This window comes from Halobacillus litoralis (assembly GCF_004101865.1).
GTDB lineage: Bacteria > Bacillota > Bacilli > Bacillales > Halobacillaceae > Halobacillus > Halobacillus litoralis_A.
Genome location: NZ_CP026118.1, coordinates 1,027,675 through 1,051,762, shown reverse-complemented (window position 1 = coordinate 1,051,762; position 24,088 = coordinate 1,027,675). Strand labels below are relative to the sequence as shown.

Here is a 24,088-nt window from a genome sequence, read left to right as displayed (position 1 = left end):
GAAAGGTCGCGCAGTGTTGGCGCGACCTTTTTCAAAGTCCAAGAAATTCAAGACGATTGTAAAATGGTTCTATCAATTATCTGTGGAACAAAACGAGGTGGCCTTCAGGAGCAGCACATCGATGTGTATGCTCACCGTAACCCTTTTCTTCCAGTGTTTGAGAACCTATTTTTTTAGCTTCGTCGTCATTTTCAGCTTCGAATGATTCATCAAGTACATTTGTCCCGTCTTTTTCGAATACAGTTAAGTAGTATTTTTTCATCGATGTTCCTCCTTGAATGAATAGGTGTTCATTACACTACTTTTGTCATGAATGGTAGAAAATCCTGCAAGAATTAAATCTTTTTATTGAAAAACTTTTTAGACGTTGGTGTTTATATGTCCACTTTGTGATTTAGCAGTTATCTGTAAGGGTTGGTTTCGAGATTCCAAGGATAATTCGGGATGGAGGATAAGCGAATTATTCCCCAGCCAACCTGCGAAGGACCTGAATAGAATAATCCCGAAGCTCAAAAAAATGAAACGGACCACTGTTATAAGTCGTATAAGAGATGGTAAGAGAAGGGAGAGGAAAGAATGACGTTACGTTTAAAAGAAGTAACCAAGAAGTTCGGATCATTTACAGCAGTAGATCACCTGTCTATAGAAATTCCTGAAAAACAGATTTTCGGCTTTTTAGGAGCGAATGGTGCTGGGAAAACGACCACATTTCGGATGATCCTGGGTTTACTTGATCAAACAGGAGGAGATATTTCCTGGAATAATGGAAATATCGGGTATGGAGAAAGTCATCTTATCGGTTATTTACCTGAAGAAAGAGGGCTTTATCCAAAGTTGAAAGTTCAAGATCAGCTCGTTTATTTAGCAAAGCTGAGAGGGATGAAGAAAGCGGATGCCCTGAAAGAAATTGATGGGTGGCTCGAGCGTTTCAAAGTTCCTGAGTATAAGCATAAGAAAGTAGAAGAATTGTCCAAAGGGAACCAACAAAAAATTCAGTTCATTTCTGCTGTTCTACATAAGCCGAAATTACTGATATTGGATGAGCCGTTTTCGGGCCTGGACCCTGTCAATGTAGAAATGTTGAAGAAAGCAGTGGTGGACCTTAAAGAGGCAGGAACATCGATTGTGTTTTCTTCACACAGGATGGAGCATGTTGAAGAGCTTTGTGAGCATTTATGCATTTTACATCATGGGACCCCTGTGGTTCATGGAAGGTTAAAGGAGATCAAAAAGTCTTTCGGCAAAAAGAATATTCGTGTCCATGCTGACTTTGATACATCCTATCTTGAAAACATTCGTGGAGTAACGAAGTATAAACCTTTATCAGAGGGATGCGAACTCCAGATTGAATCAGAGGAGATCGCTCAAGATGTATTCGGAGAACTCCATGGAAAAGGGTTTGTACGAACTTTTGACCTCGAAGAGCCGACACTGAATGATATCTTTATCGAGAAAGTGGGGGCTTCTTATGAATAAGTTTTTCATTATGATGGCGCATACTTATAAAAACCGCGTCAAATCCAAATCGTTTATCATTACCACCATCATTACAATCGCTCTTATTATGGTTTTATCCAATTTACAATCCATCATAGAAACCTTCAGTGATGGGGAAGAAGAAAAGAAAGTTGCTGTCATAACGGAAAATGAAGGATGGCTCCAATCGTTACAACAGACGCTGGCTACGAATGATGATCTATCCATTGAAGCCTATGAAGGCAGCCTTGAAGAGGCGAAGGCTTCAGTAGAAGAGGGAGAGCACACTTCTGTAGTGCAGATAGAGGAAGGAGAAGAAGGGCTTCCTCAAGCGACGTATTATGCAAATCAAATCGCCAATACAGGGGATAGTGAACCTGTCCGCCAGGCTCTACAGCAACTGAAGGCTCAACAGGTGACACAGCAGGCGGATGTTGATCAAGAGACTCTCCAACAGATCTCTGCTCCTGTCAATTTCGAGCTGGTCGCTTTGGAAGAGAGTGCTAAGACTGCGGAGGAACTGAATCAAACACGTGGGCTTGTCTATATTATGTTATTTTTCATGTATTTTTCTGTCATCATGTATGGAAATATGATTTCAACAGAAGTGGCCACAGAAAAATCAAGCCGCGTCATGGAAATCTTGATCTCCAGTGTATCACCAGTCTCACAGATGTTTGCGAAAATCATCGGAATCGCCTTTTTGGGCTTAACCCAATTTGCCATCTTCATTTCAGTCGGATATTTCGGCATCCAGCAAAGTATGCAGTCAGGCGAGGGGTCCATGCTTGAATCATTTGGTCTCACGGAAGTTCAACCATCTACAGTTATATTTGCCGTTGTCTTCTTCTTGCTGGGGTACCTGTTATTTGCAACGTTAGCCGCAACCCTTGGTTCTCTTGTCAGCAGGTTGGAAGACGCTCAGCAAATCGTTGCGCCGATGATGATGTTGATCATCGCAGCTTTCCTTATTGCCATGTTCGGTCTAGGTGTACCTGATGCTAAATTCATTACGATAAGTTCCTACTTTCCATTCTTCACTCCTTTAATCATGTTCCTGCGGGTAGGTATGCTTGATATTCCGGCCTGGGAAATCGCGTTATCTATCGGTATTTTAGTCGCTTCTATTGCTTTGCTCGGATGGCTGGGAGCCAGAATTTATCGCGGAGGGGTCCTCATGTATGGTAAGTCATCGTCTTTGAAGGACTTGAAAACTGCATTGCAGTTATCTAAGAAAGAAAAAGGATGATAACGTTTCTGGCTATTCCTTTTTGAATTCGAGTACAAAAATAAAATGAACGACCACTTCAGCATTCCGACCAGTGTTCAGGTTGGAATGCTTTTTTTTAATGGCTTTGTTAAAGGTTGTTTTTCATATGAGAGTTATTCAATTATATGGCAGGATTCTTGAAGACACGATTTCGAGATGTTTGTGAGATTCTAGGGGCTGCGGGAAAAGGTTCGCGTTCCATGGGGCGGGCGCTGAGCCTCCTCGGACTTCGTCCTGTGGGGTCTCAGCTGTCCCGGCACATCCCATAGGAGTCTCACCGTTTCCCTCCGCCCCTTAGCCGTATTAAGCATCTCGAAATCGAATTGTACGCTATCCGACTGTTTAATGAAAGAAGAGGTGAGAAAACCTTCTGTAGAGCCTTTTCATTATAGATCCCTGTGCTGTTCGTCCGGCAATTTCGACATACTCATTGAAGTAATGGGGGATGGGAAGCTGCGAGACTCCTGCGGGAAAGGATAGACTGGCGAGACCCCACAGGGCGCAAGGAGGCCACTGAAGAAGTGCAACTTTTTGAGTTATGCAACAAATAAAAACGCCAGTTAGACGTTTTATTATTTCGATGAGACATTTGTGCTCTTATTCCTTGAATGCCTTCATTTACTGTGTGAATCATCTTACGTACAGATTTAGATCGGTAGCAAAACACTTCTTCAGGAGAAGAATGATTATAGCGAAATTCTTTAATAAATCAAAGAAAATCACTCTTTTTAGATGGGCCTCGTTGATTCCACGATGAGCGTTCGGTGGTGACGCCTGCGGGAACAGCGCGAGCCGAAGATCCACTTGGTCAAGTGCTCTTCTTGACCAAGTTAGCTGAGGCCGTGCCCGCGGCAAGCACCCACCGACAAGCGATTCGTGAGAAGCAACACCAAACTTTAACAGCTCCTCTAGATTGAAAAGGTTTTTTCAGTAGCTTCGGCGTTAGCCCGAGGAGGCTTGCCGTCTTCCCCGCGGAAAGCGAGTAGCTTCCAAGACCCCGTTCGCACTCCCAGATATCTCGGAACTGAGTCTTCCAGATAAGGGAGCTTATATCAAAAAATCAACACTGACATTTAACAGAGCCTTTAAAATAAATGTCTTTTTTTGTGGATATCATTCTGATTTACAAGTGAGCCTTATCGTCCAATATAATTCAAGTATGTTACGAACGTGCATTCGATTGAGGGGTTTGTTAAAATGAAGAAAACGAGAACGGAGGTGGGCCACATGAGCTCAGCAATACGGTTTATTCATAGTGCTGACTTGCATTTGGACAGCCTTTTCAAAACAAAAGGAGACTTGCCAGCAGCCTTACTGGAGAAGCTCCGTGCCAGTACTTTCGAGGCTTTTGATAGGCTCATAGAAGCTTGTCTCTATCATGAAGTCGACTTTTTATTGATTGCTGGTGATTTATATAACGAAGAAATGAGGAGTTTGAAAGCACAAGTGCATCTTCGGCGTGGATTTGAACGCCTCGAAGAGAAAGGCATCCACGTCTTTATGGGCTATGGAAATCATGACTACACCAAAGGAGCAAAATATCCGATTACTTTTCCAGACCATGTCCATATTTTTTCCGGGGAGACCGTGGAGTCCTTTGTTTATGAAAAGAAGGGCGAACAGCTGGCCCGCATTTATGGCTTCAGTTATGAGAATAGAGAAGTCCGGGGGCGTAAAGTGCAGGAATACCAGCCTGTGGGAAACTCTTTTTATCATATCGCCATGCTGCATGGGAGCCTTGAAACGAATACAGACCATGATGTATATGCCCCTTTTTCGATGGAGGAACTGAAAAATAAAGGGATGGATTATTGGGCACTCGGCCATATACATAAGCGCGAATCTTTATCTGATGATCCTCCGATCATCTATCCAGGGAACATCCAGGGACGTTCAAGGAAAGAGCCAGGAGAGAAAGGGTGTTACTTGATTGAACATCAAGAAGGCATCTGGACAACTGAGTTTCTTCCTCTTCACAGTTTCACGTACGAGGCAGCCAGAGCCTCTTGTGATCATATTGAAGAACCACAAGAGCTTGAAGGTGTACTGGAAGAAATAAAAAAACGTTTCCTAAAAACAGAGACCGCAGTAATGCTCACCATCACCTTGAGTTCGAAGGCAGGGAAGTTGAGGTACTGGTGGATGGAAGGGATTGTCCAGGAGTGGATGGATCTTGTGAATGAAGCAGAAGATTTAGATCGGCAGGATTGGGTGTGGGTGGAGCAAATAATCATCGAGGACCGTCCTGCATGGAATGAGGAAGAATTGGTAAATAGCCATCACTTCACTGGTGAGCTATTACGAACAGTGCATCAAGTCGATGAGGAGCAATTGGAAGAATGGCTGACTCCTTTATTTTCTCATCGGAAAGTATCGAAATATGTGCAGCCATTGTCTGAGGAGGAAAAGCAGGAGGCGATCGAAATGGCCAAGTCGCTGACTGTCGAGCGTTTATTAGGCAGTGAGGGGGGAAATCTTGAAAATAGCTGAGTTAAGAGTTCATGGTTTTGGAAAGTGGAAAGATTTTTCGATATCACCAGCCGCTAACAAGGTAAACCTTCTGATTGGTGAAAACGAAGCGGGAAAATCGACATTGTACCAATTCATTCTGTTTATGCTTTTCGGGTTGTCCCCGAAGCAAAGAGAGTTTTACCTACCTAAGTCCGGTGGTGCGCTCGGTGGGCGAATCCTTTTGAAAACCGAAGATTATGGGGATGTTTGGGTGGAACGGCTGCATGACCGTTACAACGGCCGGGCAGTATGTCGTTTAGAATCGGGCGAAGAGCGTGAGGAAGAATGGCTGCACCACCTCTTAGGAAGCACGGACAGGAAAGTGTATGAATCCATTTTCAGTTTTAGTGCAGATGATTTGCTGCGCTTACAAAATCTTACTGGTGACGAATTGGGAGAAGTGCTACTCAACATCGGTTTGACAGGGTCTGATCAGATATATCAAACAGAAAAATGGCTTGAAAAGCATATGGATGAACGGTTCAAGCCAAAAGGGAAAAAGCCTGAAATTAATGAACAAATCGAACGTGTTGAACGTTGGCACCAAAAGAAGCTCGCAGTGGAAAATGATGAAGAAGACTATGAGAGATTGCAAAAGGAAAAAGAGGAATGGATTCAAGATCTTGAACAAATAGAGAAAAATGCTACCGAAAATATCAATCGACTTCACAGGACGCAGCAAATACTGAAAACAAGACCCGTTCTCGTTCAATATCACCAAATGAAAGAAGAGGCAGAGAGCCTCGACTCCTCTTTGATATTTCCTGAGTCAGGCATCGAACGATGTCAACAAATGAAAGAAGCGATTCTTCCATTAGAATCTGAGAAAAAGATGTTAGCGAATAATCATGATGAATGGCAGCGCAAGTTAGAGGAGCTTCGAGAAGAATTGGACCATGAGGAAGAAGAAAAGGCCCGTCTTTTGTTGAATAAAAAAACGGACTATGACCAGGACGCTAATGAGTCAATTCAACTCACTAAGCAGGCCGAACGGACCCGTGAGCAATTGCAAAAGGACTTGAACCATATGGATGTTCCTATCGAAGAAGATGATTTGGATGATTATCCGCTTCCTTTCTACATAGAAGAAACGTGGAGGGACTTGAGAAGTGAATGGAATAATGTCAATCGCGAAGAAGAACATCTCCACGAACAGGAACTGGATATAGGCCGGGAGTTCGAGAAAATCGAAGCACAGCAGGCTTCAATAGAACATGAACAAATCAGTGAAGAACAGGTCAGAGTTTATGAAAGGCAAATAGAAGATGCATATCAGTCGGCAACAGCGCCTTCAGACAGGCAAATACGAACTTCTAGAGCAGATATGATAAAGCGTAGGAAGACCGGGGCAGCAGGGGCTGTCGGCGCTCTTGTCCTAGGTTTGATATTCCAGTCCTTCCTGCCTGGAATAGAAGTGGTCTTACTTACAATTCTTGCTACGGTAGTTTTTGCAGTACTAGCGTATAAAAGTCATATAACACTACAAGCACACACTAATTCTCAAGGAACACAAAAAGATGATCATGTCTCCTACCAAAACCTAGACAAGGCACGTAATCAGCTGCAAAAGTATGAAAAGCGTAAAACGGAGTTGGAACACCTTCATGATCAATGGAGACAATTAAACCAGGAAGAAATACGGCTGGAAGAGAAAAGGAACCATTTGAACCAAAGGAAGCTCAGATTTGAATCAGCAAAAGCTGAACAGGAGAGTCTTTATCCATTTCTGAAGTCGTTAAAAATCGATTATTGGGAAAAGTTATATCATTTATTAACACAAGCAAGGGAAAAGCGGGTGGAACACCATCGTATCGTGCAGGATCTTGAATTACACCAAGCCAGGTCAAATACGATTATAGAGGAAATGGAAGGGTTTTACCATCGCAACAATTGGGAATTCTATAAACGGAACGTAGAACTTCATTGGCGTGCCTTAATGAGCTGGCTGAACGAACAAGACAAAAAGAGAGAGCAATGTAAACAAATCAAAGAGTCTTTACATGAGTTAACTCGACAGGCCAAAGAAAATGAGATGAAACTGCAAACGTATATAAATAAAAGGGAGGACCTTTTTTACGAAGCCGGGGTGACTACTGAAGGTGACTTCTATCAGAAAGCACGGCAAGTGGAAGAAAAAGATCGTACCTTGTATGTGCTGAAGGATCTCGAACAACAACTGAAGGGGATGTTATCAGAGGAAGAACAAGAAGAGTTCGGTGTGTGGGAGCGAGTGGCGGATGAATCGGACCTACAAGCCCGACTTGATCATATTAAGAAAGAAAAGCAGCATCTGGAAGAAAAAAGAAGCAAAGCTCAGCAGTCTTTAGCGGATATTCATAGCAGTATCAGCCGCTTGGAAAATTCAGAAGAACGATCTGAAATCACTCATCGTTTTCAAATGGAAAAGGAACGCCTTCAAGAACAAGCGAAGGAATGGGCTAAGTATAGAGTTGCCCTCCAAATTTTAAGAAAAACGAAACAAACGTACAAGAAAAAATATTTACCTCAAGTCATGAGCGTAGCCGAAACACACTTCCTGAAGTTGACAAAGGGAAATTACAGCCAAATCCGGCTGTTGCCAGAGAGTGAACGGATCATAGTAGGCCACCATGATGGTACGATCTATAGCCCTGAAGAACTTTCACGGGGGACGAGGGATCAGTTGTATGTGGCTTTCCGGTTAGCTTTAGGAGAAACGATGGCAGAATCGATGCGCCTTCCATTTCTAGTAGATGATGCATTTGTCCATTTTGACCAGACACGCCTTCAAGTGATGTCAGAGATATTAGAGGAAGTGTCGACTCGCCATCAAGTGATATTATTTTCTTGGAGAAGTGACCTGCCTTCATTGTTTCAAAGCCCACAAGTACAAGAACTTCAATAAAATGATGGATAAGGTCGCAAATTATAAGCTTTAATGATAAAATGTTCTAAGATTACTTGAGGAATAAGCAAATGGAGGGTTTCCATTGCAACAAGCACACAAAGAAGATTGGACCAAATATGAAGAGACAATTGAACAATTCATCCAGGTGATTGCTAAAAATATGAATTTGTATGGGGTGACCCCTTCCATTGGGCGTCTGTACGGAGTGTTGTATTTTTCTGAAGATCCGATGACTTTGGATGATATGAGAGAAGCATTGGAAATGAGCAAGACCAGCATGTCGACAGGGGTACGGGCTCTGTCAGATATGAAGATGGTGGAACCTTCTTTTAAGAAAGGTATACGTAAAGACTTATACAAATCAGAAGAGGATTGGTATAAATCCTTCACGTCCTTGTTCGGCAGTCGCTGGAGGCATCATACTGAAACGAATATCGAGGAAGCAGATGAAGCTATCCAGGAGCTGTTAGAATTAAAAGAAGAGACTGCTGATGATAATTTGAAAGAAAAAATCAATCACGACATTGAGCGGTTAGAATATGCGCAGAACTATTATCGCTGGTTGATGAAATTCATTCATGTCGTTGAATCCGGTGAAATCTTCCAATATGTCCCTAAAGTCGAACAACAAAAGAAAAAATAAAGGAACTGTTCCTAATTCCAGACGCGGGCGCGCTATGTTTTACCGTTGTTGGAAAGGAGCAGTTTTTTTGTGTTCCATGGAGGCTTGTTCATATTTCTACGTTACTTCTCATAAGATAGTTACAAATGGAGTAGGGAGGATGCATCCATGATATTCGGTCTTCCGGTTTGGGTTTTCTTTTGTATCGTATTCATATTTGTTAGTGGGTATATGGCGATTCGTGCGATGAGAGCGGAACATCATTTAGAACAGGAGTTTATAGAACGTGAAGGACAAGTGTATTTGAAACGGATGGAGGAAGAGAAAGAACTCCGCGGAAAAAGAAAGGCTATGATGTCAGAATAAAAGCCAGGTGAGTGGCCTCACCTGGCTTTTTACTTGATTATTTTTCTTCTTTACTTTCTTCTTCTTTACTTTCTTCTTCTGCAGGTTGTTCACCTTCAGCAGGTTCACTGCTGAAAAGATCTTTGAAGTCTTCATCTTTCACATCAATTTCAGCATCCTGCATCAATTGATCCATTTTACTTTGAAGTTCTGCCTGATCGATCTTTTGGCTGATCAGTGTACGTTTGATTTCTTCTTTCGCGTCTTCATATGACTCTACATCTTCTGTATCGCGCTTATCTGTCACTTTGATGATATGGAAACCGAACTGTGTTTGAACAGGGTCACTCACTTCACCAGCTTCAAGACTGTAAGCAGCATCTTCGAATTCCGCAGCCATTTCGCCAGGTCCGAACCAACCGAGTTTACCACCTTGTTGGGCAGAACCGTCAGAAGAGTATTCACTAGCTAATGAAGCGAAGTCCTCACCATCCTCCAGCTTCTGTTTCACTTCTTTTGCTGTTTCTTCGTCTGAAACTAGAATATGACTTGCTTGAACTTCCGTCTTCATGCGTTCGTAATAATTTTTCATTTCTTCTTCAGATATTTCAATATCTTCAGAAGCTGCTTTTTCTTGCAGCAGGCTTAGGCGAATAGTTTCTTTGAATTCATCTTCATTAGAAAAACCGCTTTGTTGAAGGACCATTTCGAACTGATCTCCATATTGCTCTTTTAATGATTCTACTTCTTTGTTCACTGCTTCATCAGAGACCTCGTATTTATCTGAAAGGACTTCTTTCATTACGAGTTGTTGAAGGATCTGCTCCCCATGCTTGGCCTTCAATTCCTGATAGAACTCTTCTTTCGTAACTTCTCCACCACTAGTCTCGACAACCGCTTCTGATTCATCTGCATTCGATGAACAAGCAGATAGTGTGAATACGCTTGCTGCAAGTGCAGCTGTAATGACCAATTTTTTCATATTCCTGACACTCCTAAACCTTATTGTATTTTACATGACGTAGAGATTTATTTAACAGCCCATGAGTTAATATAACATATTTTGCCTCGTTTGTTCTATATTGTCCTGTGGAACCAGATAAAGTTAAGTGAAAAAAACAGGCCGGTTTAGGAGCTTGGCAACCGGCCTGTTCGCTTAAAGTGTATTAAGGACTTCCACGTATGATGAAATGAGTAAGATCGTAATCAGCACATTTATAGTTCGGAAGACACGTGTTTGCTTTTCAGTCGACATTTTCGTTTTTGAGCATAAGGAATGTGTGAGTAAGTTAAACACAAATAAAATGACGAGAGCGTACAAGCTGAATCCAAATGCCATATTGAAGAACCTCCTTTATTCCCTATGAAACTACTCTATCAAAATTTAGGTGAATTGAACAGAAAAACATCGTCCCTATGAAAAAACAGCGTTCATCGGAATGAACGCTGTTCAAGGAATAGTTTAATCATAATCTAAGCTTTTGGTTGGTGGATCAAGATATCGTAACCCTCTTTTGCATTTTCGATCAAGCATCTTTTCGGCGCTTTGGCAAAATAGTTCAGATAAAGGAAATCTGAAAAAGAAAGACCGAGATTCACTGATGCAAAGAGTACGAGATAGGCAAAATAGTTAGGGAAGACATAGCCCATGACGAGTGCTGGGAGAGTGATCAACATTGTCGGCGCTAAAGCCATTAAGATCGATGTCTTCTTAGAAAGTTTAGATTTGCATTGGTAAGTGAACGTTGGTACAAAACGCTTTCTGAAGTTGAACTTCACGCGCAGCCGTTTATAACTAAGCATCAATGGAAGCATATGCATTAGTCGATGCATAGCTGGCAGGAAGAACAAAATAATCAACAATGGAAGGAATCCGTGATCTTTCATGTCGTGCGTTCCATGGAGCATTGAAAACGGAACGTACAGAATCAAAAAGGATAGCAATCCTGTTAAAAAAGACATAAGATAGATACGATTCAGACCGAATTCTTTATTGATGTTGACTGTTTTCCAGCAGTTCATCATAAGAATCCCCCCTCACTACAAAAAATACTGTAAATTTATTTAGAATACCGATATGATAGTAGTACATTACAAGTTTGAATTGGTTGGCACAAGAGGAATAATAGTATGTTTAACAGGAAAAAGCAATAGGTTTTCTGTAAAAAAAATATTTGTATCGTAAACTTCTGAGAATGGCAGAAGAAAACCTTGATATGACAAGGGTGATGCCCTGGCAATGGGGGGAAGATTTTGAAGAAGGAAAATCAATGTGAACAGTATTCATTTCAGCTCAAGCTTTTGATGAATGTAGAGGAAATGAAGAAGTATCCATTTACAAAAATGGTCATAGAGAAGGGCATGACTGAGCAGGAGTACAATGAAACCCTGGGCCTGTTAGAATTATTGGATGATACATATAAAGAGGAGCTTGAATATGGCTTGATCGACCATTCTTCGTTGTTGCTCCATTATGCGGGGATGTTGTGCAGCAAACTACCTGTGGAAGGTTCTCTGCAAGCATTGGAGGGAGAGGGGCTTTATCCAGAGCTCGCAAAAAAATTATTACAACTGAAAGACATATAAAAAACCCTTTCCGAATGGGCGGCCACGGAAAGGGTTTTAGTTATTCGTTAACAAATTGGTCTTCCGTTAAAGATATCAGGAAGATTTTGTTTTCTTTTTATAACTTTCAATATCAGTCGGTTGACTGATAGTAGCTTCTTCTTCGATGTTTTCTAACGAACGTTCAAGGATTTCCATATATTCGTCTCCATAAATCTCTTTGATAAGGGCAGATAAGTCCAAAAACTCAGGTAATTTTCCGTACATTTCGGTCATAGGCATGACTCCGCGCAGCACTGAGTTATCCTCAGGGTTATATTCATTCAGCGTTTCTTCTAACAATTCAACCCCTGATTCAGTCAGCTCAACATACGTGTTTCTTTTGTCGTTTTCACGTTTGGAAAATTGAAGAAGACCACGGGCCTCCATCTTTTTGGAAAAATTGAAGGCAGTAGATACATGCATGACTCCATATTTAGAGATTTCTGAAATGCTTGCACCTTTCAGGTGGTACGCAATCCATAAAATATGGTGTTCATTTATGTTCAACTGGAAAGGTTTAATCCATTCTTGCCAATCTTTTTCGATGGCTTTCCAAAGCGCTTTCGATAACTGGGCCATTTTATGGCTATAGAAAATAGCATCTCGCTTGGAAATCTTATCCTTCATTTCATCTCACCTTCTTTAGATTTTGTCTTACTTCCCATTGTGACAGGTTTGCCTCGAATATGAAAGGATTAATGGGTTTATAGTCAAAGTTATTCCTGCCTGCTGACTGTTATATGAACCTTATTAATATTATCAAGAAATAATTTGCTGGAATAATAAAGATAATGTTCTTAAAAAACAGATCTTCTTTCCCCGGAGGTACGCTTTCGTAATGATAGAAGAAATGGGGAGGGGATTTGTGAGGCATCTAATGGTTTGAGAGCCTAAGGAAATAGTGAAGGAAGTTTCAGGGGCTCAGAGGGGGGTTAGAACCAATACCGGGAAAGAGGAGTGGGCTAAGCAGAACGTGTTTGCATATGGCCGTGCTTTATAATGATGATAATTAATGAAAACGGATGTACCTATTTAGGTGCATCCGCATGGGGGGTTACTGGGTTGAAGAGTGATGGTCAGGGTCTAATTCATAAAAAGCTTTTGCAATCATTTCATGGAACTGTATCATATCTTCCATTCGTTTATATAAATTATTCGCCAGTTGCATCTGATTATCTTTCGTGAAGTCTTTGTATTGGACCTCCAACTTATCCTCCATCGATTTCAGCGTTTCTTTTTGTTCATCTGCAGCGATTTGCCACTTTTGTATATAGGAAGACATGAAATTTTTATATAAATTTTCATTTGCTTGATAGAGGTCTTTCCGGAATCCTTTTTTCCACACACGTTCCACTAACCCTTGTTCCAGAAGCCCGCGGACTCCAGTGCTCATAGAAGTTTTACTTTTTCCTAAAGCTTCACTCATATCATCTAATGTCATTGGATCTTTATGAAGATATAACGTGACGAATAATCGTGCATCTGCTGGTGTAAGGCCGAACATTTCTAGGGTTTTGGAAAACTCATGCATGACTTTTGTATGAATATCTTCGAGTGTGTGGTGATCTGTTAATACCATAAGATCCTCCTTCTATTTATTGCTAAGACAACATTACTATAAATGGAATTTTTATAAAAACAGAGGAAAGGGTAGAAAAATGTCGATATTTAATGAAAAAAGAAGCATACCATCACTTTTATTCTGTACAGTTTAAACTGTACGTAAATTTTATTCTTAAATTTAAGTATTTATCGTTTGAACTTTGTGTTACAAATGAGTTACAGTATGTAAGGTGATTGATTGAGTACGGAAATAAAAAATACAAAACGTACCATAATAAACAAAAAAGAAGAGGTGAGAGACGTGCCGATCATTCAAGTGGAAAACTTGTCTAAAATATTCGGTAAGAATGCCAGGAAGGCAACCAAATATTTAGATGAAGGTTTATCAAAAGATGAGATATTAGAAAAAACAGGGAATACAGTCGGAGTAAACCGTGCGTCCTTTGATGTAGAAGAAGGAGAAATCTTCGTAATCATGGGACTATCAGGAAGTGGTAAATCCACGCTTGTCCGATTGATCAACCGATTGATCGAACCAACAGAAGGCAGTGTTCTGATTGATGGACAAGATCTTGCGAAAATGGATAAAAAGAGTCTTCGGGAAGTCCGTCGTGAAAAACTGAGCATGGTCTTCCAACGTTTCGGTTTATTTCCGCATCGTACCGTGTTGGAAAATGCTGAGTTTGGCTTGGAAGTTCAGGGCATTGATAAGGAAAAGCGCGGAGAAAAAGCGAAAAAGTCTCTGGAAATGGTTGGGTTAGGTAATTATATCCACCAATTTCCCGGGCAGCTCTCCGGTGGTATGCAGCAGCGTGTCGGTTTGGCCCGTGCTCTAGCCAACGATCCTGAAGTATTGCTGATGGACGAAGCGTTCTCTGCATTGGATCCGCTGATCCGTAAAGAAATGCAGGATGAACTTCTGGAGCTTCAAGAGTCAATGAAGAAAACGATTCTGTTCATCACCCATGACTTGGATGAAGCTTTGAGAATAGGTGACCGAATCGCCTTGATGAATGATGGACGTATCGTTCAAATTGGTACTCCTGAAGAAATTCTAGTGAATCCAGCAAATGATTATGTTGAGAAATTCGTTGAAGATGTGGACCGTTCCAAAGTCTTGACCGCAGAACATGTCATGAAGCGTCCTGAAACAGTGGATGTTGAAAAGCATGGGCCTAGAACAGCTCTTGAGCGTATGCGTAAAGAAGGTCTTTCAAGTATCTATGTAACAGACGCGAAACGTAACCTGCATGGTTTCGTAACCGCAGATGACGTCTCGAATGCTGCGAAACAGGAAATGAAGGATCTTAAAAGTATTCTGCGTACAGATGTACCTAAAGTACAGCAAGATACACCAATGCAAGAGATTTTCGATATCATTCACGATGCTCCGGTCCCAGTAGCGGTCGTAGAAGATGGCAAGCTGAAAGGTATCATTGTAAGAGGAGCAGTAATCGCGGCATTAGCTGGAAATGAGGTGAATTTAAATGGGCTTGATTCCTAAAATTCCTGTAGCAAAATGGATTTCTGATGCAACAGATTGGACGACAGATACTTTCGGATTCTTGTTTGATTTTATTAAAAATGATTTCGGTGATTTCATTGAAATCGTAGCAGAAGACTGGTTGATGAATATACCGATCTGGTTGTTCATCTTGGTTATTGGTGTGCTTGCCTTCTTCGTATCTGGTAAAAAGCTTGGACTGACCGCATTTTCTGTAATTGGTCTATGGTTCATCGCTAACCAGGAGCTTTGGAGCGAGCTGATGAACACATTTACACTCGTTATATTTGCCAGTTTGATTTCCGTAGTCATCGGTGTTCCATTCGGGATTTGGATGGCTAAAAACAAGATGGTGGAAAAAATTCTCACTCCGGTGTTAGACTTCATGCAGACAATGCCGGCCTTTGTTTACTTGATCCCGGCTGTTGCATTCTTCAGTATCGGTATGGTGCCGGGTGTATTCGCATCTGTCATTTTCGCAACACCGCCAACCGTACGTTTTACTAACCTGGGAATTCGTCAGGTCGCACATGAATTGATTGAAGCATCTGATTCATTTGGTACGACAGGCACACAGAAATTGTTCAAAGTTCAATTGCCGATGGCCAAGAAAACTATCATGGCCGGTATCAACCAAACGGTCATGCTCGCTCTTTCTATGGTTGTTATTGCATCTATGATCGGTGCGAAAGGTTTAGGACAAACGGTAATCACCGGTCTTCAACGTGCCGAAGTAGGTACAGGCTTCGTAGCTGGACTGGGAATCGTAATCTTGGCCATCATAATCGATCGTTTTACACAAAACCTGAATACTCAACGCGGGGAATAATGTGAGTCGTTAGAAAAGGACCGACATGGTCCTTTTACTATAAATATATTTATCAAAGGGGAGAGCTTTACATGTTTAATTTAAATTGGAAACGTTTCGGCATGGTTGCTGGACTTTCTTTAACACTTGTTGCTGCAGGTTGTGGCTCATCAGAGGATGAAGGGAATGAAACTACAGGCGATAGCGAAGGTGGAGAGTCTTCTTCTGAAGAAGTGAACTACGGGGAAGAACTTAATTATGAAATTACTGGAATTGAAGCAGGCGCCGGTGTTGTAGCTACAGCCGAAACTGCTGTAGAAGAATATGAGAACTTGAGTGGTTGGGAAGTTTCCACATCATCTTCAGGTGCGATGGCTACAGCACTAGGTGAAGCGGTTGAGAATGAAGAACCGATCGTTGTTACTGGCTGGACACCACACTGGAAGTTTGCCAAATATGACCTTAAATATCTTGAAGATCCAAAAGAAGTATTCGGTGGCGAAGAGCAAATCAAGACAATGGTCCGTCAAGGTCTTGAAGAAGAAAAGCCGAACGCTTATAAAATTTTAGACCAGTTCAACTGGGAAGCTGCTGACATGGAATCTGTAATGCTTGAAATCACAAACGGTACAAGTGAACAAGAAGCAGCGCAAAACTGGATTTCTGAAAACCAGGACAAAGTGGATGCTTGGACAGAAGGTACAGAAGAAGTAGACGGTACAGAAGTTGAACTTGTTTATGTAAACTGGGATTCTGAAATTGCTTCTACAAACGTAATTGCAGAAGTGATGAGAGAGCAAGGCTTTGATGTAACGATTACACCACTGGACAACGGCCCAATGTGGGAATCAGTTGCTTCCGGTGAAGTTACAGGTATGGTAGCTGCATGGTTGCCAGGAACTCACGGTGATCTTTACGAAGAACATAAGGACAGCCTTGAAGACCTAGGTGCAAACCTTGAAGGTGCGAAAATCGGTCTTGTCGTTCCAGAATACATGGATGTTGATTCCATTGAAGATCTGAAACCAGCTGAATAATTTATACAAAAAAACGAGCAAGGGGATCCTCCCTTGCTCGTTTTTTTATTACCTGACCATGGATGGCAAAGTTATTTTGCTTTGAGTATAAATAGACTAGACTTAAAGTGACATATAAGAGGGGATAGCGCATATGGTTTTAAGGACAACCATAAAAAAACCCGCACAACGGCGGGTTTTTTAATAAATCATTTATTGGTGATTGATTACTTCATGGTTCGGCTGGGTGTTATGATCTTTTTGTTCAGCTTTTGCTTTCTCTTCAAGTTCTTTTAGGCTTTCTTCAATCTGTTCCAAGTATTTTTGGATGTTTTTTTGGTGGGGTTCCACGGTGCTCTTCCAGCTTTCAATAGAGCTTTTCACATCTTCAGAAAGCTCTTTAATAAGCTCTGCACCTTCTTTGGATGTTTGGGCAATTTGATCTTTCAGCTGCATGCCGTCTTCTTTCAAACTGAGGACAGTATTTTTCAAATTCTCACTTTTCAGTTTGGCATTTTCTCTGAAATCACGTCCTGAAGAAGGAGTGCTCAATAAAGTGTAGGCTGCACCTGTGACGCCACCTACAATAAACCCTAATACTAATGATTTTCCGTTTGGCATAACCAATCTCCTTTCGAATCCATCTCATATTTGTATTTTCTCTTAATATGTATGAATCAAACCTCAAAAACAATAAAAAATGATTTTCAATTAGTAAAAGTAAACCAAAGGCACTACAGTTTTGTAGTGCCTTTGGATTAGGTTTCAATCAGCTTCTGTGGCAACCGCCGGAGAAGGCTGGGCCACTTTCGCTAAGGATGTTCGTTGCAGTATTTTGCTTGCAATTGGATACATGATGGCTACGAAGATGAAGTTGAACGCTGCTGCCGGTAGAACTACCGTAGCGAACATGACACCGAAGCTTGCTTCCATCAATCCGATGATATATAAAACCACGCTTAAGAATATGGAACCGCTGATCATCGTACCGATTGCAGCTAATACAGGCTGGGTGAATTTATATCTGGAAAGCTTCTTAGTCAACAGAACAAGTCCGAAAAAAGCGAAGGCTGTCAAAGGCTTGTCTATGATATTTGCCAGTTGCCCTCCCGGAACGGTCGTGGTCAATGCAGCGATGAAACCTGTAGCTAATGATAATAACAAAACATAAGGTGCCTTAGGGAATAGTGTAATTCCTAAGAACATCATCGCAAGCATCATATCCGGACGCATTCCAAAGAAGAATGGGGGCGCGACAGTGTGAAGAACTGCTCCAATCCCTACTAACAAAGATAACATGACTAATACTCTAATATTCATTTTACATCTCTCCTCAACTATACTGGGCTCTACTGAATTTACGTTCCAAACGTGCCCTCATGACCGTTTGCGGACGCATAAAGATATTATAGCAAATTTTCCTTCATAAAATCAAAACAATCGGTCAGCCGGGAATGTTTTGATGAATCTCCCCTGCGATGGCTTGTAGATCTTCAGGAGAATATTCATCAGCATGAACTTCCCACTTCGGATTGAATCCATCCTCATTACCATATCGGGGAATCAGGTGGATATGTAAATGGAAGACAGACTGTCCAGCTGGTTCCTCATTGTTGTTCAAAACATTCAAGCCTATTGGTGCATAGGTCTGTTTAATTGCATTGGCGATTTTAGGAACTTTTGCAAATAGTTTCTCTGCCGTTTCTGGATGTGTGTGATAAATGTCTTTAGAGTGCTGTTTCGGTATCAGAAGTGTGTGTCCCTTGGTCACTTGGCTGATGTCCAAAAAAGCATATACCTCTTCGTCTTCGTAAACTTTCGCTGATGGTATTTCACCATCAATGATTTTACAGAAAATGCAATCCTCTGCCATACTCAAACACTCCTTCCTCTTTATTAGCATTGTACCATAATAGACGAGGGGAACTCGATGATCTTGTCCTTCTAAAAGTGTATCCGAGGTTGAAATATGATAAAATTTGTGAAGAATGGATGTTCAAGAAAAGAGGGGTAAACATGCAGTCTTTATTACATATCGAAGATCTCCACGGGGGATATACACATAAAAACGTCTTACACGGAATATCGTTCAATGTTCAGCCTAAGGAGATTGTCGGTTTGATCGGCTTGAATGGTGCAGGTAAAAGTACGACAATCAAGCATATCATCGGCATGATGCAAGCGAAAAAAGGCCAAGTGTCGATCAATGGCACTTCTTTTGAAGAGAATCCGGAGGTTTACAGGCAACAGCTCGGGTATATACCGGAAATGCCGATTTTATATGATGAGCTGACTTTATACGAACATCTTCATTTGACAGCAATGGCCTACAACATACCACAAGAAGTCTTTAAAAAGCGGTTGGATCCTTTATTAAAAGAGTTCCGCATGGAGAAGAAGCTGAAATGGTTCCCGGTTCATTTTTCCAAAGGGATGCGGCAAAAGGTAATGATCATGTGTGCTTTCCTCATTGAACCAGAGTTGTATATCGTAGATGAACCTTTCGTAGGATTGGACCCACTAGGGATTCAGTCGTATTTGCAGATGATGGATGATATGAAAGAAAAGGGTGCCGGAATCCTGATGTCTACCCACATCTTAGCGACCGCAGAAAAATATTGCGACCGCTTCATCATTCTCCACGATGGGGAGATCCGGGCAAGGGGGACGCTTGATGAATTACGTCGTTCTTTTGGAAAGCCAGGAGCTTCGCTTGATGATATTTATGTGCAGCTGACGAAGGAAGAACACTATGATTAATTCCAGAGAGTTTTGGACACGTCGGTTTTCCGAACATATGAAAGAGACAAGCCGTTATTTGAAGTATATTTTCAATGGTCACATCGCGGTGGCTATGCTTTTCTTTATATCAGCACTTGCTTACTATTACCAGCAATGGCTCCAGGATTTACCAGAGGACTTTCCAACTGCGTGGATCATTGCGGCCGCTTTCGGATTTATGGCAAGTTACAGTCCTGTAAGAACTTTACTGCAAGAACCGGACTTAGTTTTTTTACTGCCAGCTGAATATCAGCTTGGTGATTACTTTAAACGGTGCCTGTATTACAGTTATTTCGTACAACTTTATGTGATTTTTCTTATTTCGGCCTCGTTGGGCCCGCTTTATTTCGCCTCTTACCCACAGCTTGGGACACAGCATTACCTCATGATGATCGGGATTGTTCTCATTGTGAAGGTTTGGAATATGATTTCGAACTGGTGGATGCTGAAAGAGAGAAATCCACGTACACGGTTTGTGGACCAAGTCGTCAAAGCTCTCCTGAATATTGCTATTTTCTACTTTTTAGCACAAGGAGAGTGGATTTTTGCTAGTATTATTACGGTTCTTCTGGTCGGTGTCGTCATGTATACTTACACACTGGCAAGGCGAAAAGCCGGACTAGCCTGGGATTTACTAGTCGAAAAAGACCAACAGCGAATGAGGACGTTTTATCGTATTGCTAATATGTTCACAGATGTCCCGCATTTAAAGAATACAGTCAAAAAACGTCATGCTCTTGTTACCGCCCTTGTCAAGGGAATGGCGTATCGCCAAGACCAGACTTTTGCTTATTTATATAGAATTACTTTCATACGCAGCAGTGACTATTTAGGGATGTACCTAAGGTTAATCGTGATTGGTGGACTCGCGATTTGGTTTGTGCCTAACATATGGGTTAAAATTTCATTTGCAATTTTATTCCTATATCTAAGTGCATTCCAAATGATGACGTTATGGAATCACCACCGTACGATCGCCTGGCTTGATTTATATCCTGTGAAGAATGAGTGGAAAAAGAAAGCATTGCTTACATGGCTTCAACAAATCATGTTTTTCCAAACTTTCTTGTTCGGACTGCTTTTTCTTGCCCAGTGGAACTTGCTTGGTCTTGTAATCGTTTGGATCGGTGGTAGTGTCTTCAGTTATTTATTCATTCAAAGCTATGTGAATCAGAAATTGACTTGATAGAAATATCAGGGGAGGCTGGATGAACAGCCTCTCTTTTTTATAAAGGCTTTGTTAAAGGTTGTTGTTGCTTTCATATGAGAGTTATTCAGTTAGAACAGTGTTATGGAAGACTCGATTCCGAGATAATCAGGATTCGTTGCCATGTTGACCCTCAGGGTTGGTTGGGAAGCAACTCGTCTAGCTCCATCGTCCAGACACTCGCGTCATAAGCAGAATAGCAATGGAATGAAAAGACACATTCCGTTGCTATTCTGCTTATGCCAGTCGTGTCTACCGGGACGATTCTGCATTTGAACACTTTCCTGTGGGGGACCTGGCGAGCTTCCTCGGGCTACCGCCCTGCGGGATCTCGCCTATCTCCTTCTCCCACGGGAGTCTCGCAGCTCCCCCACCAACCCATTCTGATATATGTGAGAAACGCCCCCCCTTACTCAGGAGGATTGTCTTCACTATCCTTGTGCTTTAGTGATAAAACGTTTTATATCAAGCTTCCATAATCAGAATGCCTTCCTTGGAATTGTCAATCCACTACTCCCCTTAAGCTCATAGATGCTAATTCCCGCAGTAGTTTCGAGACCCCTATATGGTAAAGGGGCGGAGGGAAACGGTGAGACTCCTAACTTGAAAGCGAAAGTGCCTTGATAGGCGGCGTATGGACTGGACTTTCAAATGTGGAGGTGTCTTGTTCAGCCTCGACAAGCTTAAGGACAATCATTACAGGAAGTGTTCTTTTTTCTGAAATGACGAGTAAAGAAGTTCGGTTAAGTTCGCAACGTGCTGTTGCAACACCGAACGACCTACATCCTGCAAGGCCTAAGACCTCGAGAGGCTGGACGCCGAAGCTAGCCTAGAGCTGGAGGAGATAAAGGAAACACGAAGAGCATAGCGATTCGGTGTTGACTTATCGTACAGAAGCGAGGGAAGTCTCACTAGCCGCTAGGTAATGGAGCTGTATAACACATGTGTAGGTTTAAGTTTTCCAACCAAAATTCGGCCTCCAATGGTTAAGGACTGGGATGTGCGGGTCAGCTGAGACCCCACAGGGCGATGTAAGACCACTGAAGAACTGCAACTTTCTGAGTTATGCATCAAAGAAAATCACTCTTTTCAGATAGGCCTCGTTGCTTCCACGAGGAGCGTTCGGTGGTGACGCCTGCGGGAACAGCGCGAGCCGAAGATCCACTTGGTCAAGTGATCTTCTTGACCAAGTTAGCTGAGGCCGTGCCCGCGGCAAGCATCCACCGACAAGCGATTCGTGAGAAGCAACAACAAGCTTTAAAAACTCCCTCTGGATTGAGAAGGGTTTTTCAGTGGCCTCGACGAAGTAAAGTGCGAGGAGGCTCAGCGCGCCCCATGGAACGCGAACCTTTTCCCGCAGCCCCTAAACTCATTGAAGTCTCGAAACTGAGTCTTACACAATAGGGAGCTTCCAAAAATCAACACTGACATTTAACAGAGCCTTTATAAATGGACGAAAATAACTCTAAATCCACGTAAGCACACAATAGGAGAGTTCTTTACTTTTGCAGAATCGATCATTAAGGAGGAAGATTCATGACATATGAAGAGACAGCGAAAAAAGAAGCATTACGCTGGAGTAAGTCATTAGATAAGCGGGTTTCAGTCATACAGCGAACGTCTAAAAGGTTTCAAACATCGATCAATGAAAAAATCCCGGATCGCGTGCATGGGGTGGTGACAGAAAGCGTTCGTTCTATGGTAGAAATAGCGTTAACTTCATCTGAATATATCAGGCCGATAGAAGTGGACTCTTCTTGGACATTTGAACAACGTGAAGAAAAGGTGAGGGAACTTATAAAGCAGTATAAGCGTACGGCTTCATTTGAAGGAGCTGGGACTGGGCTTGGTGGATTTTGGCTAGGTTTAGCAGACTTTCCTCTTCTTCTTAGCATTAAAATGAAGTTTTTGTTCGATGCAGCACAAATTTATGGTCTTAACGTGCACTCTTACCAAGAGCGTGTTTATGTATTGCATGTATTCATGCTTGCTTTCTCGAGTGATGAAGCACGTGGCGGTGTGAAAGAGAAGGTGTTGAATTGGGAAGAACTTTCTGTTTCTGAGAAAAATGTAGACTGGAAGACGTTACAAATCGAATATCGGGATACGCTGGATTTTGTGAAGTTATTCCAGCTCTTACCGGGGATTGGAGCCGTTGTCGGCTATGTCGCTAATGGAAGGTTATTGGGACAATTAGGAGAGACGACAATCCAATCTTGCCGTCTCCGGTTTCTTTAAGAATTCATATGCTTTTCTTGGTAACTGATGAATGCTTGCAGCAATGTTTTTGCTGCATGCGGAAGAGCCTTTTCATCAAAGTCAAACTTAGGATGGTGGTGAGGGTAGTAATGATCAGGAATTTGAGCGCCTGTAAAATAGAAGGTACCAGGCTTTTCCAATAAATAATAGGCAAAATCTTCACCGGCCATCACGGGCTCGATTTCTTCGGTTCTCAACGAAGGGTCCGCGTGGTGGGCGTCTTTTAAGATCAACTCTGCCTCTTCAGGGTGATTTTCCACTGGTGGATATCCTTTTTCATACAAGAAGTCATACTCCGCATCATGACCCGTGCAAGTTCCTTTGATGATCTTCTCCATCTCATCGATGATTAATGTTTGTACTTCTGGATCGAATGTGCGGACGGTTCCTGTCAATTTCGCAGAATCTGCAATAATATTGAATGTCTGACCAGCTTCGAATGTGCCGACTGTCACAACAGCTGTCTTCAAGGGATCGATTCGCCTGCTGACCACTTGTTGAAGTGATGTGACAAGTTGCGAAGCGATGACGATAGCGTCTTTGGTCTGGTGAGGCTGGGCGCCATGACCTCCCTTCCCTTGGATAGTAATTTCAAAGCGGTCAGCCCCTGCCATGAAAGGACCTTTAGCAGTCTGAATCACTCCTGTAGGCGCATTCACCCATAAGTGAGTACCAAAGACGGCATCCACATGACTCAATGCTCCGGATTCAACAATTGGTTTAGCTCCTCCTGGTGCATATTCCTCTGCGTGTTGATGTAAAAAGACGACTGTCCCGGGAAGTTCCTTTTGAAACGGGAGCAGTGCTTCTGCTAAACCGAGCAGGGAAGCTGTGTGTCCATCATGCCCACACGCGTGCATGGCTCCATCATTTTTTGAGGCATAGGAAACTGTATTCTCTTCCTGGATCGGCAAGGCATCAAAGTCCGCTCTCAGTGCTACTGTTCGACCTGGTTTGCCGCCTTCCAAAGTAGCAATTACGCCGTTTCCTCCCACGTGGCTTTCGTATGGGATGCCTAGCCTTTCATATGTATCGGTGATGAAACGGGATGTTTTTTCTTCATAAAAAGAAACTTCCGGATATTGGTGTAAATAACGTCTGGTTTCTACCATCTTTTCGTACTGCTCATCAATTGCTGCAAAAATATCCTGCCACATTCCTTCATTCCTCCTGCAATTCGTTTTGTTTTATAAAGTGTAATACACCCTTCAGTAATTCTCAAACATATACGA

At 42.1% G+C, this 24,088-nt stretch carries 25 protein-coding genes; 15 read left to right on the top strand and 10 right to left on the bottom strand.

Going from position 1 to position 24,088, the window contains the following annotated elements:
- Positions 1-76 precede the first annotated feature (76 nt).
- A complete protein-coding gene (locus tag HLI_RS05300) occupies positions 77-262 on the bottom strand; it encodes a YhzD family protein (protein ID WP_128523693.1) in 186 nt (61 codons plus the stop codon).
- A gap of 314 nt (positions 263-576) precedes the next feature.
- Here HLI_RS05300 and HLI_RS05295 point away from each other — a divergent pair, with 314 nt between their 5' ends.
- The 7 genes from HLI_RS05295 to HLI_RS05270 all read left to right on the top strand — a co-directional run bounded on the left by HLI_RS05295 (position 577) and on the right by HLI_RS05270 (position 9,132).
- Positions 577-1,476: an ABC transporter ATP-binding protein gene (locus HLI_RS05295; protein ID WP_128523691.1), complete on the top strand. Its 900-nt coding sequence runs from the start codon at positions 577-579 to the stop codon at positions 1,474-1,476.
- Positions 1,469-2,725 (top strand): ABC transporter permease, encoded by a 1,257-nt coding sequence (locus tag HLI_RS05290; protein WP_128523689.1) that lies wholly within the window; start codon positions 1,469-1,471, stop codon positions 2,723-2,725. The genes HLI_RS05295 and HLI_RS05290 overlap by 8 nt, the downstream gene beginning before the upstream one ends.
- 785 nt (positions 2,726-3,510) lie before the next feature.
- Positions 3,511-3,663, top strand: coding sequence for a hypothetical protein (locus HLI_RS21505; protein ID WP_164908494.1), 153 nt, complete (start codon positions 3,511-3,513; stop codon positions 3,661-3,663).
- A 310-nt stretch (positions 3,664-3,973) separates the two neighbouring features.
- Positions 3,974-5,236, top strand: a complete 1,263-nt coding sequence (locus HLI_RS05285; protein WP_164908493.1) for a metallophosphoesterase family protein — start codon at positions 3,974-3,976, stop codon at positions 5,234-5,236.
- The gene (locus tag HLI_RS05280) at positions 5,223-8,141 is read left to right on the top strand and encodes an ATP-binding protein (protein WP_164908492.1); all 2,919 of its coding nucleotides are present in this window, start codon (positions 5,223-5,225) and stop codon (positions 8,139-8,141) included. The genes HLI_RS05285 and HLI_RS05280 overlap by 14 nt, the downstream gene beginning before the upstream one ends.
- A gap of 85 nt (positions 8,142-8,226) precedes the next feature.
- On the top strand, positions 8,227-8,787 hold the full coding sequence (locus tag HLI_RS05275) for a GbsR/MarR family transcriptional regulator (protein ID WP_128523683.1): 561 nt from the start codon (positions 8,227-8,229) through the stop codon (positions 8,785-8,787).
- Between the two features lie 147 nt (positions 8,788-8,934).
- Complete coding sequence (locus HLI_RS05270) at positions 8,935-9,132, top strand: sporulation YhaL family protein (protein WP_128523682.1); 198 nt, start codon at positions 8,935-8,937, stop codon at positions 9,130-9,132.
- Between the two features lie 37 nt (positions 9,133-9,169).
- Here the strand turns inward: HLI_RS05270 and HLI_RS05265 are convergent, their stop codons facing one another.
- From HLI_RS05265 to HLI_RS05255, 3 genes are all read right to left on the bottom strand, one after another.
- Entirely contained in the window at positions 9,170-10,093 is a 924-nt protein-coding gene (locus HLI_RS05265; RefSeq protein WP_128523680.1) for a peptidylprolyl isomerase, read from the bottom strand.
- A 174-nt stretch (positions 10,094-10,267) separates the two neighbouring features.
- Positions 10,268-10,450: a hypothetical protein gene (locus HLI_RS21970; protein WP_128523678.1), complete on the bottom strand. Its 183-nt coding sequence runs from the start codon at positions 10,448-10,450 to the stop codon at positions 10,268-10,270.
- Between the two features lie 134 nt (positions 10,451-10,584).
- Positions 10,585-11,136: a DUF3267 domain-containing protein gene (locus HLI_RS05255; protein WP_128523676.1), complete on the bottom strand. Its 552-nt coding sequence runs from the start codon at positions 11,134-11,136 to the stop codon at positions 10,585-10,587.
- A gap of 228 nt (positions 11,137-11,364) precedes the next feature.
- On the opposite strand from HLI_RS05255, the gene HLI_RS05250 reads away from it, so the two are divergent.
- Positions 11,365-11,697 (top strand): DUF1878 family protein, encoded by a 333-nt coding sequence (locus HLI_RS05250; RefSeq protein ID WP_128523674.1) that lies wholly within the window; start codon positions 11,365-11,367, stop codon positions 11,695-11,697.
- Between the two features lie 75 nt (positions 11,698-11,772).
- Here HLI_RS05250 and HLI_RS05245 read toward each other — a convergent pair whose 3' ends face one another.
- Both HLI_RS05245 and HLI_RS05240 read right to left on the bottom strand, forming a co-directional pair.
- Positions 11,773-12,345 carry an HTH-type transcriptional regulator Hpr gene (locus HLI_RS05245; protein WP_128523673.1) on the bottom strand — a complete coding sequence of 191 codons (573 nt, stop codon included), beginning with the start codon at positions 12,343-12,345 and terminating at the stop codon, positions 11,773-11,775.
- Between the two features lie 427 nt (positions 12,346-12,772).
- Complete coding sequence (locus HLI_RS05240; protein ID WP_128523671.1) at positions 12,773-13,297, bottom strand: GbsR/MarR family transcriptional regulator; 525 nt, start codon at positions 13,295-13,297, stop codon at positions 12,773-12,775.
- Between the two features lie 285 nt (positions 13,298-13,582).
- Between HLI_RS05240 and proV the strand changes: the two genes are divergently transcribed.
- From proV to HLI_RS05225, 3 genes are all read left to right on the top strand, one after another.
- Positions 13,583-14,785, top strand: a complete 1,203-nt coding sequence (gene proV, locus HLI_RS05235) for a glycine betaine/L-proline ABC transporter ATP-binding protein ProV (protein WP_128523669.1) — start codon at positions 13,583-13,585, stop codon at positions 14,783-14,785.
- Positions 14,769-15,614, top strand: coding sequence for an ABC transporter permease (locus HLI_RS05230; protein WP_128523667.1), 846 nt, complete (start codon positions 14,769-14,771; stop codon positions 15,612-15,614). Before proV ends, HLI_RS05230 begins: the two co-directional genes overlap by 17 nt.
- A gap of 71 nt (positions 15,615-15,685) precedes the next feature.
- Entirely contained in the window at positions 15,686-16,630 is a 945-nt protein-coding gene (locus HLI_RS05225) for a glycine betaine ABC transporter substrate-binding protein (RefSeq protein ID WP_128523665.1), read from the top strand.
- Between the two features lie 192 nt (positions 16,631-16,822).
- Here the strand turns inward: HLI_RS05225 and HLI_RS05220 are convergent, their stop codons facing one another.
- The 3 genes from HLI_RS05220 to HLI_RS05210 all read right to left on the bottom strand — a co-directional run bounded on the left by HLI_RS05220 (position 16,823) and on the right by HLI_RS05210 (position 18,482).
- On the bottom strand, positions 16,823-17,230 hold the full coding sequence (locus tag HLI_RS05220; protein ID WP_128523663.1) for a YtxH domain-containing protein: 408 nt from the start codon (positions 17,228-17,230) through the stop codon (positions 16,823-16,825).
- 144 nt (positions 17,231-17,374) lie between these two features.
- Entirely contained in the window at positions 17,375-17,929 is a 555-nt protein-coding gene (locus HLI_RS05215; RefSeq protein WP_128523661.1) for a tryptophan transporter, read from the bottom strand.
- A gap of 124 nt (positions 17,930-18,053) precedes the next feature.
- Positions 18,054-18,482, bottom strand: a complete 429-nt coding sequence (locus HLI_RS05210) for an HIT family protein (RefSeq protein ID WP_128523659.1) — start codon at positions 18,480-18,482, stop codon at positions 18,054-18,056.
- A 143-nt stretch (positions 18,483-18,625) separates the two neighbouring features.
- Between HLI_RS05210 and HLI_RS05205 the strand changes: the two genes are divergently transcribed.
- The 4 genes from HLI_RS05205 to HLI_RS05185 all read left to right on the top strand — a co-directional run bounded on the left by HLI_RS05205 (position 18,626) and on the right by HLI_RS05185 (position 22,835).
- Positions 18,626-19,369 carry an ABC transporter ATP-binding protein gene (locus HLI_RS05205; protein ID WP_128523658.1) on the top strand — a complete coding sequence of 248 codons (744 nt, stop codon included), beginning with the start codon at positions 18,626-18,628 and terminating at the stop codon, positions 19,367-19,369.
- Complete coding sequence (locus HLI_RS05200; protein ID WP_128523656.1) at positions 19,362-20,576, top strand: ABC transporter permease; 1,215 nt, start codon at positions 19,362-19,364, stop codon at positions 20,574-20,576. Before HLI_RS05205 ends, HLI_RS05200 begins: the two co-directional genes overlap by 8 nt.
- A 1,146-nt stretch (positions 20,577-21,722) precedes the next feature.
- Positions 21,723-22,001: a hypothetical protein gene (locus HLI_RS05190; protein WP_128523652.1), complete on the top strand. Its 279-nt coding sequence runs from the start codon at positions 21,723-21,725 to the stop codon at positions 21,999-22,001.
- A gap of 132 nt (positions 22,002-22,133) precedes the next feature.
- Positions 22,134-22,835, top strand: a complete 702-nt coding sequence (locus HLI_RS05185; RefSeq protein ID WP_128523650.1) for an EcsC family protein — start codon at positions 22,134-22,136, stop codon at positions 22,833-22,835.
- On the opposite strand, the gene HLI_RS05180 is transcribed toward HLI_RS05185, so the two are convergent.
- Entirely contained in the window at positions 22,832-24,013 is a 1,182-nt protein-coding gene (locus HLI_RS05180) for a M20 metallopeptidase family protein (protein ID WP_128523649.1), read from the bottom strand. The genes HLI_RS05185 and HLI_RS05180 overlap by 4 nt on opposite strands.
- Positions 24,014-24,088: the final 75 nt, after the last annotated feature.

Excerpts from the sequence above, each read along its gene's own strand:
- HLI_RS05255 (WP_128523676.1), bottom strand. The coding sequence starts at position 11,136 with ATGATGAACTGCTGGAAAACAGTCAACATCAATAAAGAATTCGGTCTG.
- HLI_RS05270 (WP_128523682.1), top strand. The coding sequence starts at position 8,935 with ATGATATTCGGTCTTCCGGTTTGGGTTTTCTTTTGTATCGTATTCATA.
- HLI_RS05215 (WP_128523661.1), bottom strand. The coding sequence starts at position 17,929 with ATGAATATTAGAGTATTAGTCATGTTATCTTTGTTAGTAGGGATTGGA.
- HLI_RS05245 (WP_128523673.1), bottom strand. The coding sequence starts at position 12,345 with ATGAAGGATAAGATTTCCAAGCGAGATGCTATTTTCTATAGCCATAAA.
- HLI_RS05290 (WP_128523689.1), top strand. The coding sequence starts at position 1,469 with ATGAATAAGTTTTTCATTATGATGGCGCATACTTATAAAAACCGCGTC.
- HLI_RS05230 (WP_128523667.1), top strand. The coding sequence starts at position 14,769 with ATGGGCTTGATTCCTAAAATTCCTGTAGCAAAATGGATTTCTGATGCA.
- HLI_RS05300 (WP_128523693.1), bottom strand. The coding sequence starts at position 262 with ATGAAAAAATACTACTTAACTGTATTCGAAAAAGACGGGACAAATGTA.
- HLI_RS05205 (WP_128523658.1), top strand. The coding sequence starts at position 18,626 with ATGCAGTCTTTATTACATATCGAAGATCTCCACGGGGGATATACACAT.
- HLI_RS05210 (WP_128523659.1), bottom strand. The coding sequence starts at position 18,482 with ATGGCAGAGGATTGCATTTTCTGTAAAATCATTGATGGTGAAATACCA.
- HLI_RS05265 (WP_128523680.1), bottom strand. The coding sequence starts at position 10,093 with ATGAAAAAATTGGTCATTACAGCTGCACTTGCAGCAAGCGTATTCACA.
- HLI_RS05220 (WP_128523663.1), bottom strand. The coding sequence starts at position 17,230 with ATGCCAAACGGAAAATCATTAGTATTAGGGTTTATTGTAGGTGGCGTC.
- HLI_RS21970 (WP_128523678.1), bottom strand. The coding sequence starts at position 10,450 with ATGGCATTTGGATTCAGCTTGTACGCTCTCGTCATTTTATTTGTGTTT.
- HLI_RS05200 (WP_128523656.1), top strand. The coding sequence starts at position 19,362 with ATGATTAATTCCAGAGAGTTTTGGACACGTCGGTTTTCCGAACATATG.
- HLI_RS05185 (WP_128523650.1), top strand. The coding sequence starts at position 22,134 with ATGACATATGAAGAGACAGCGAAAAAAGAAGCATTACGCTGGAGTAAG.
- HLI_RS05295 (WP_128523691.1), top strand. The coding sequence starts at position 577 with ATGACGTTACGTTTAAAAGAAGTAACCAAGAAGTTCGGATCATTTACA.
- HLI_RS05225 (WP_128523665.1), top strand. The coding sequence starts at position 15,686 with ATGTTTAATTTAAATTGGAAACGTTTCGGCATGGTTGCTGGACTTTCT.
- HLI_RS05240 (WP_128523671.1), bottom strand. The coding sequence starts at position 13,297 with ATGGTATTAACAGATCACCACACACTCGAAGATATTCATACAAAAGTC.
- HLI_RS05285 (WP_164908493.1), top strand. The coding sequence starts at position 3,974 with ATGAGCTCAGCAATACGGTTTATTCATAGTGCTGACTTGCATTTGGAC.
- HLI_RS05180 (WP_128523649.1), bottom strand. The coding sequence starts at position 24,013 with ATGTGGCAGGATATTTTTGCAGCAATTGATGAGCAGTACGAAAAGATG.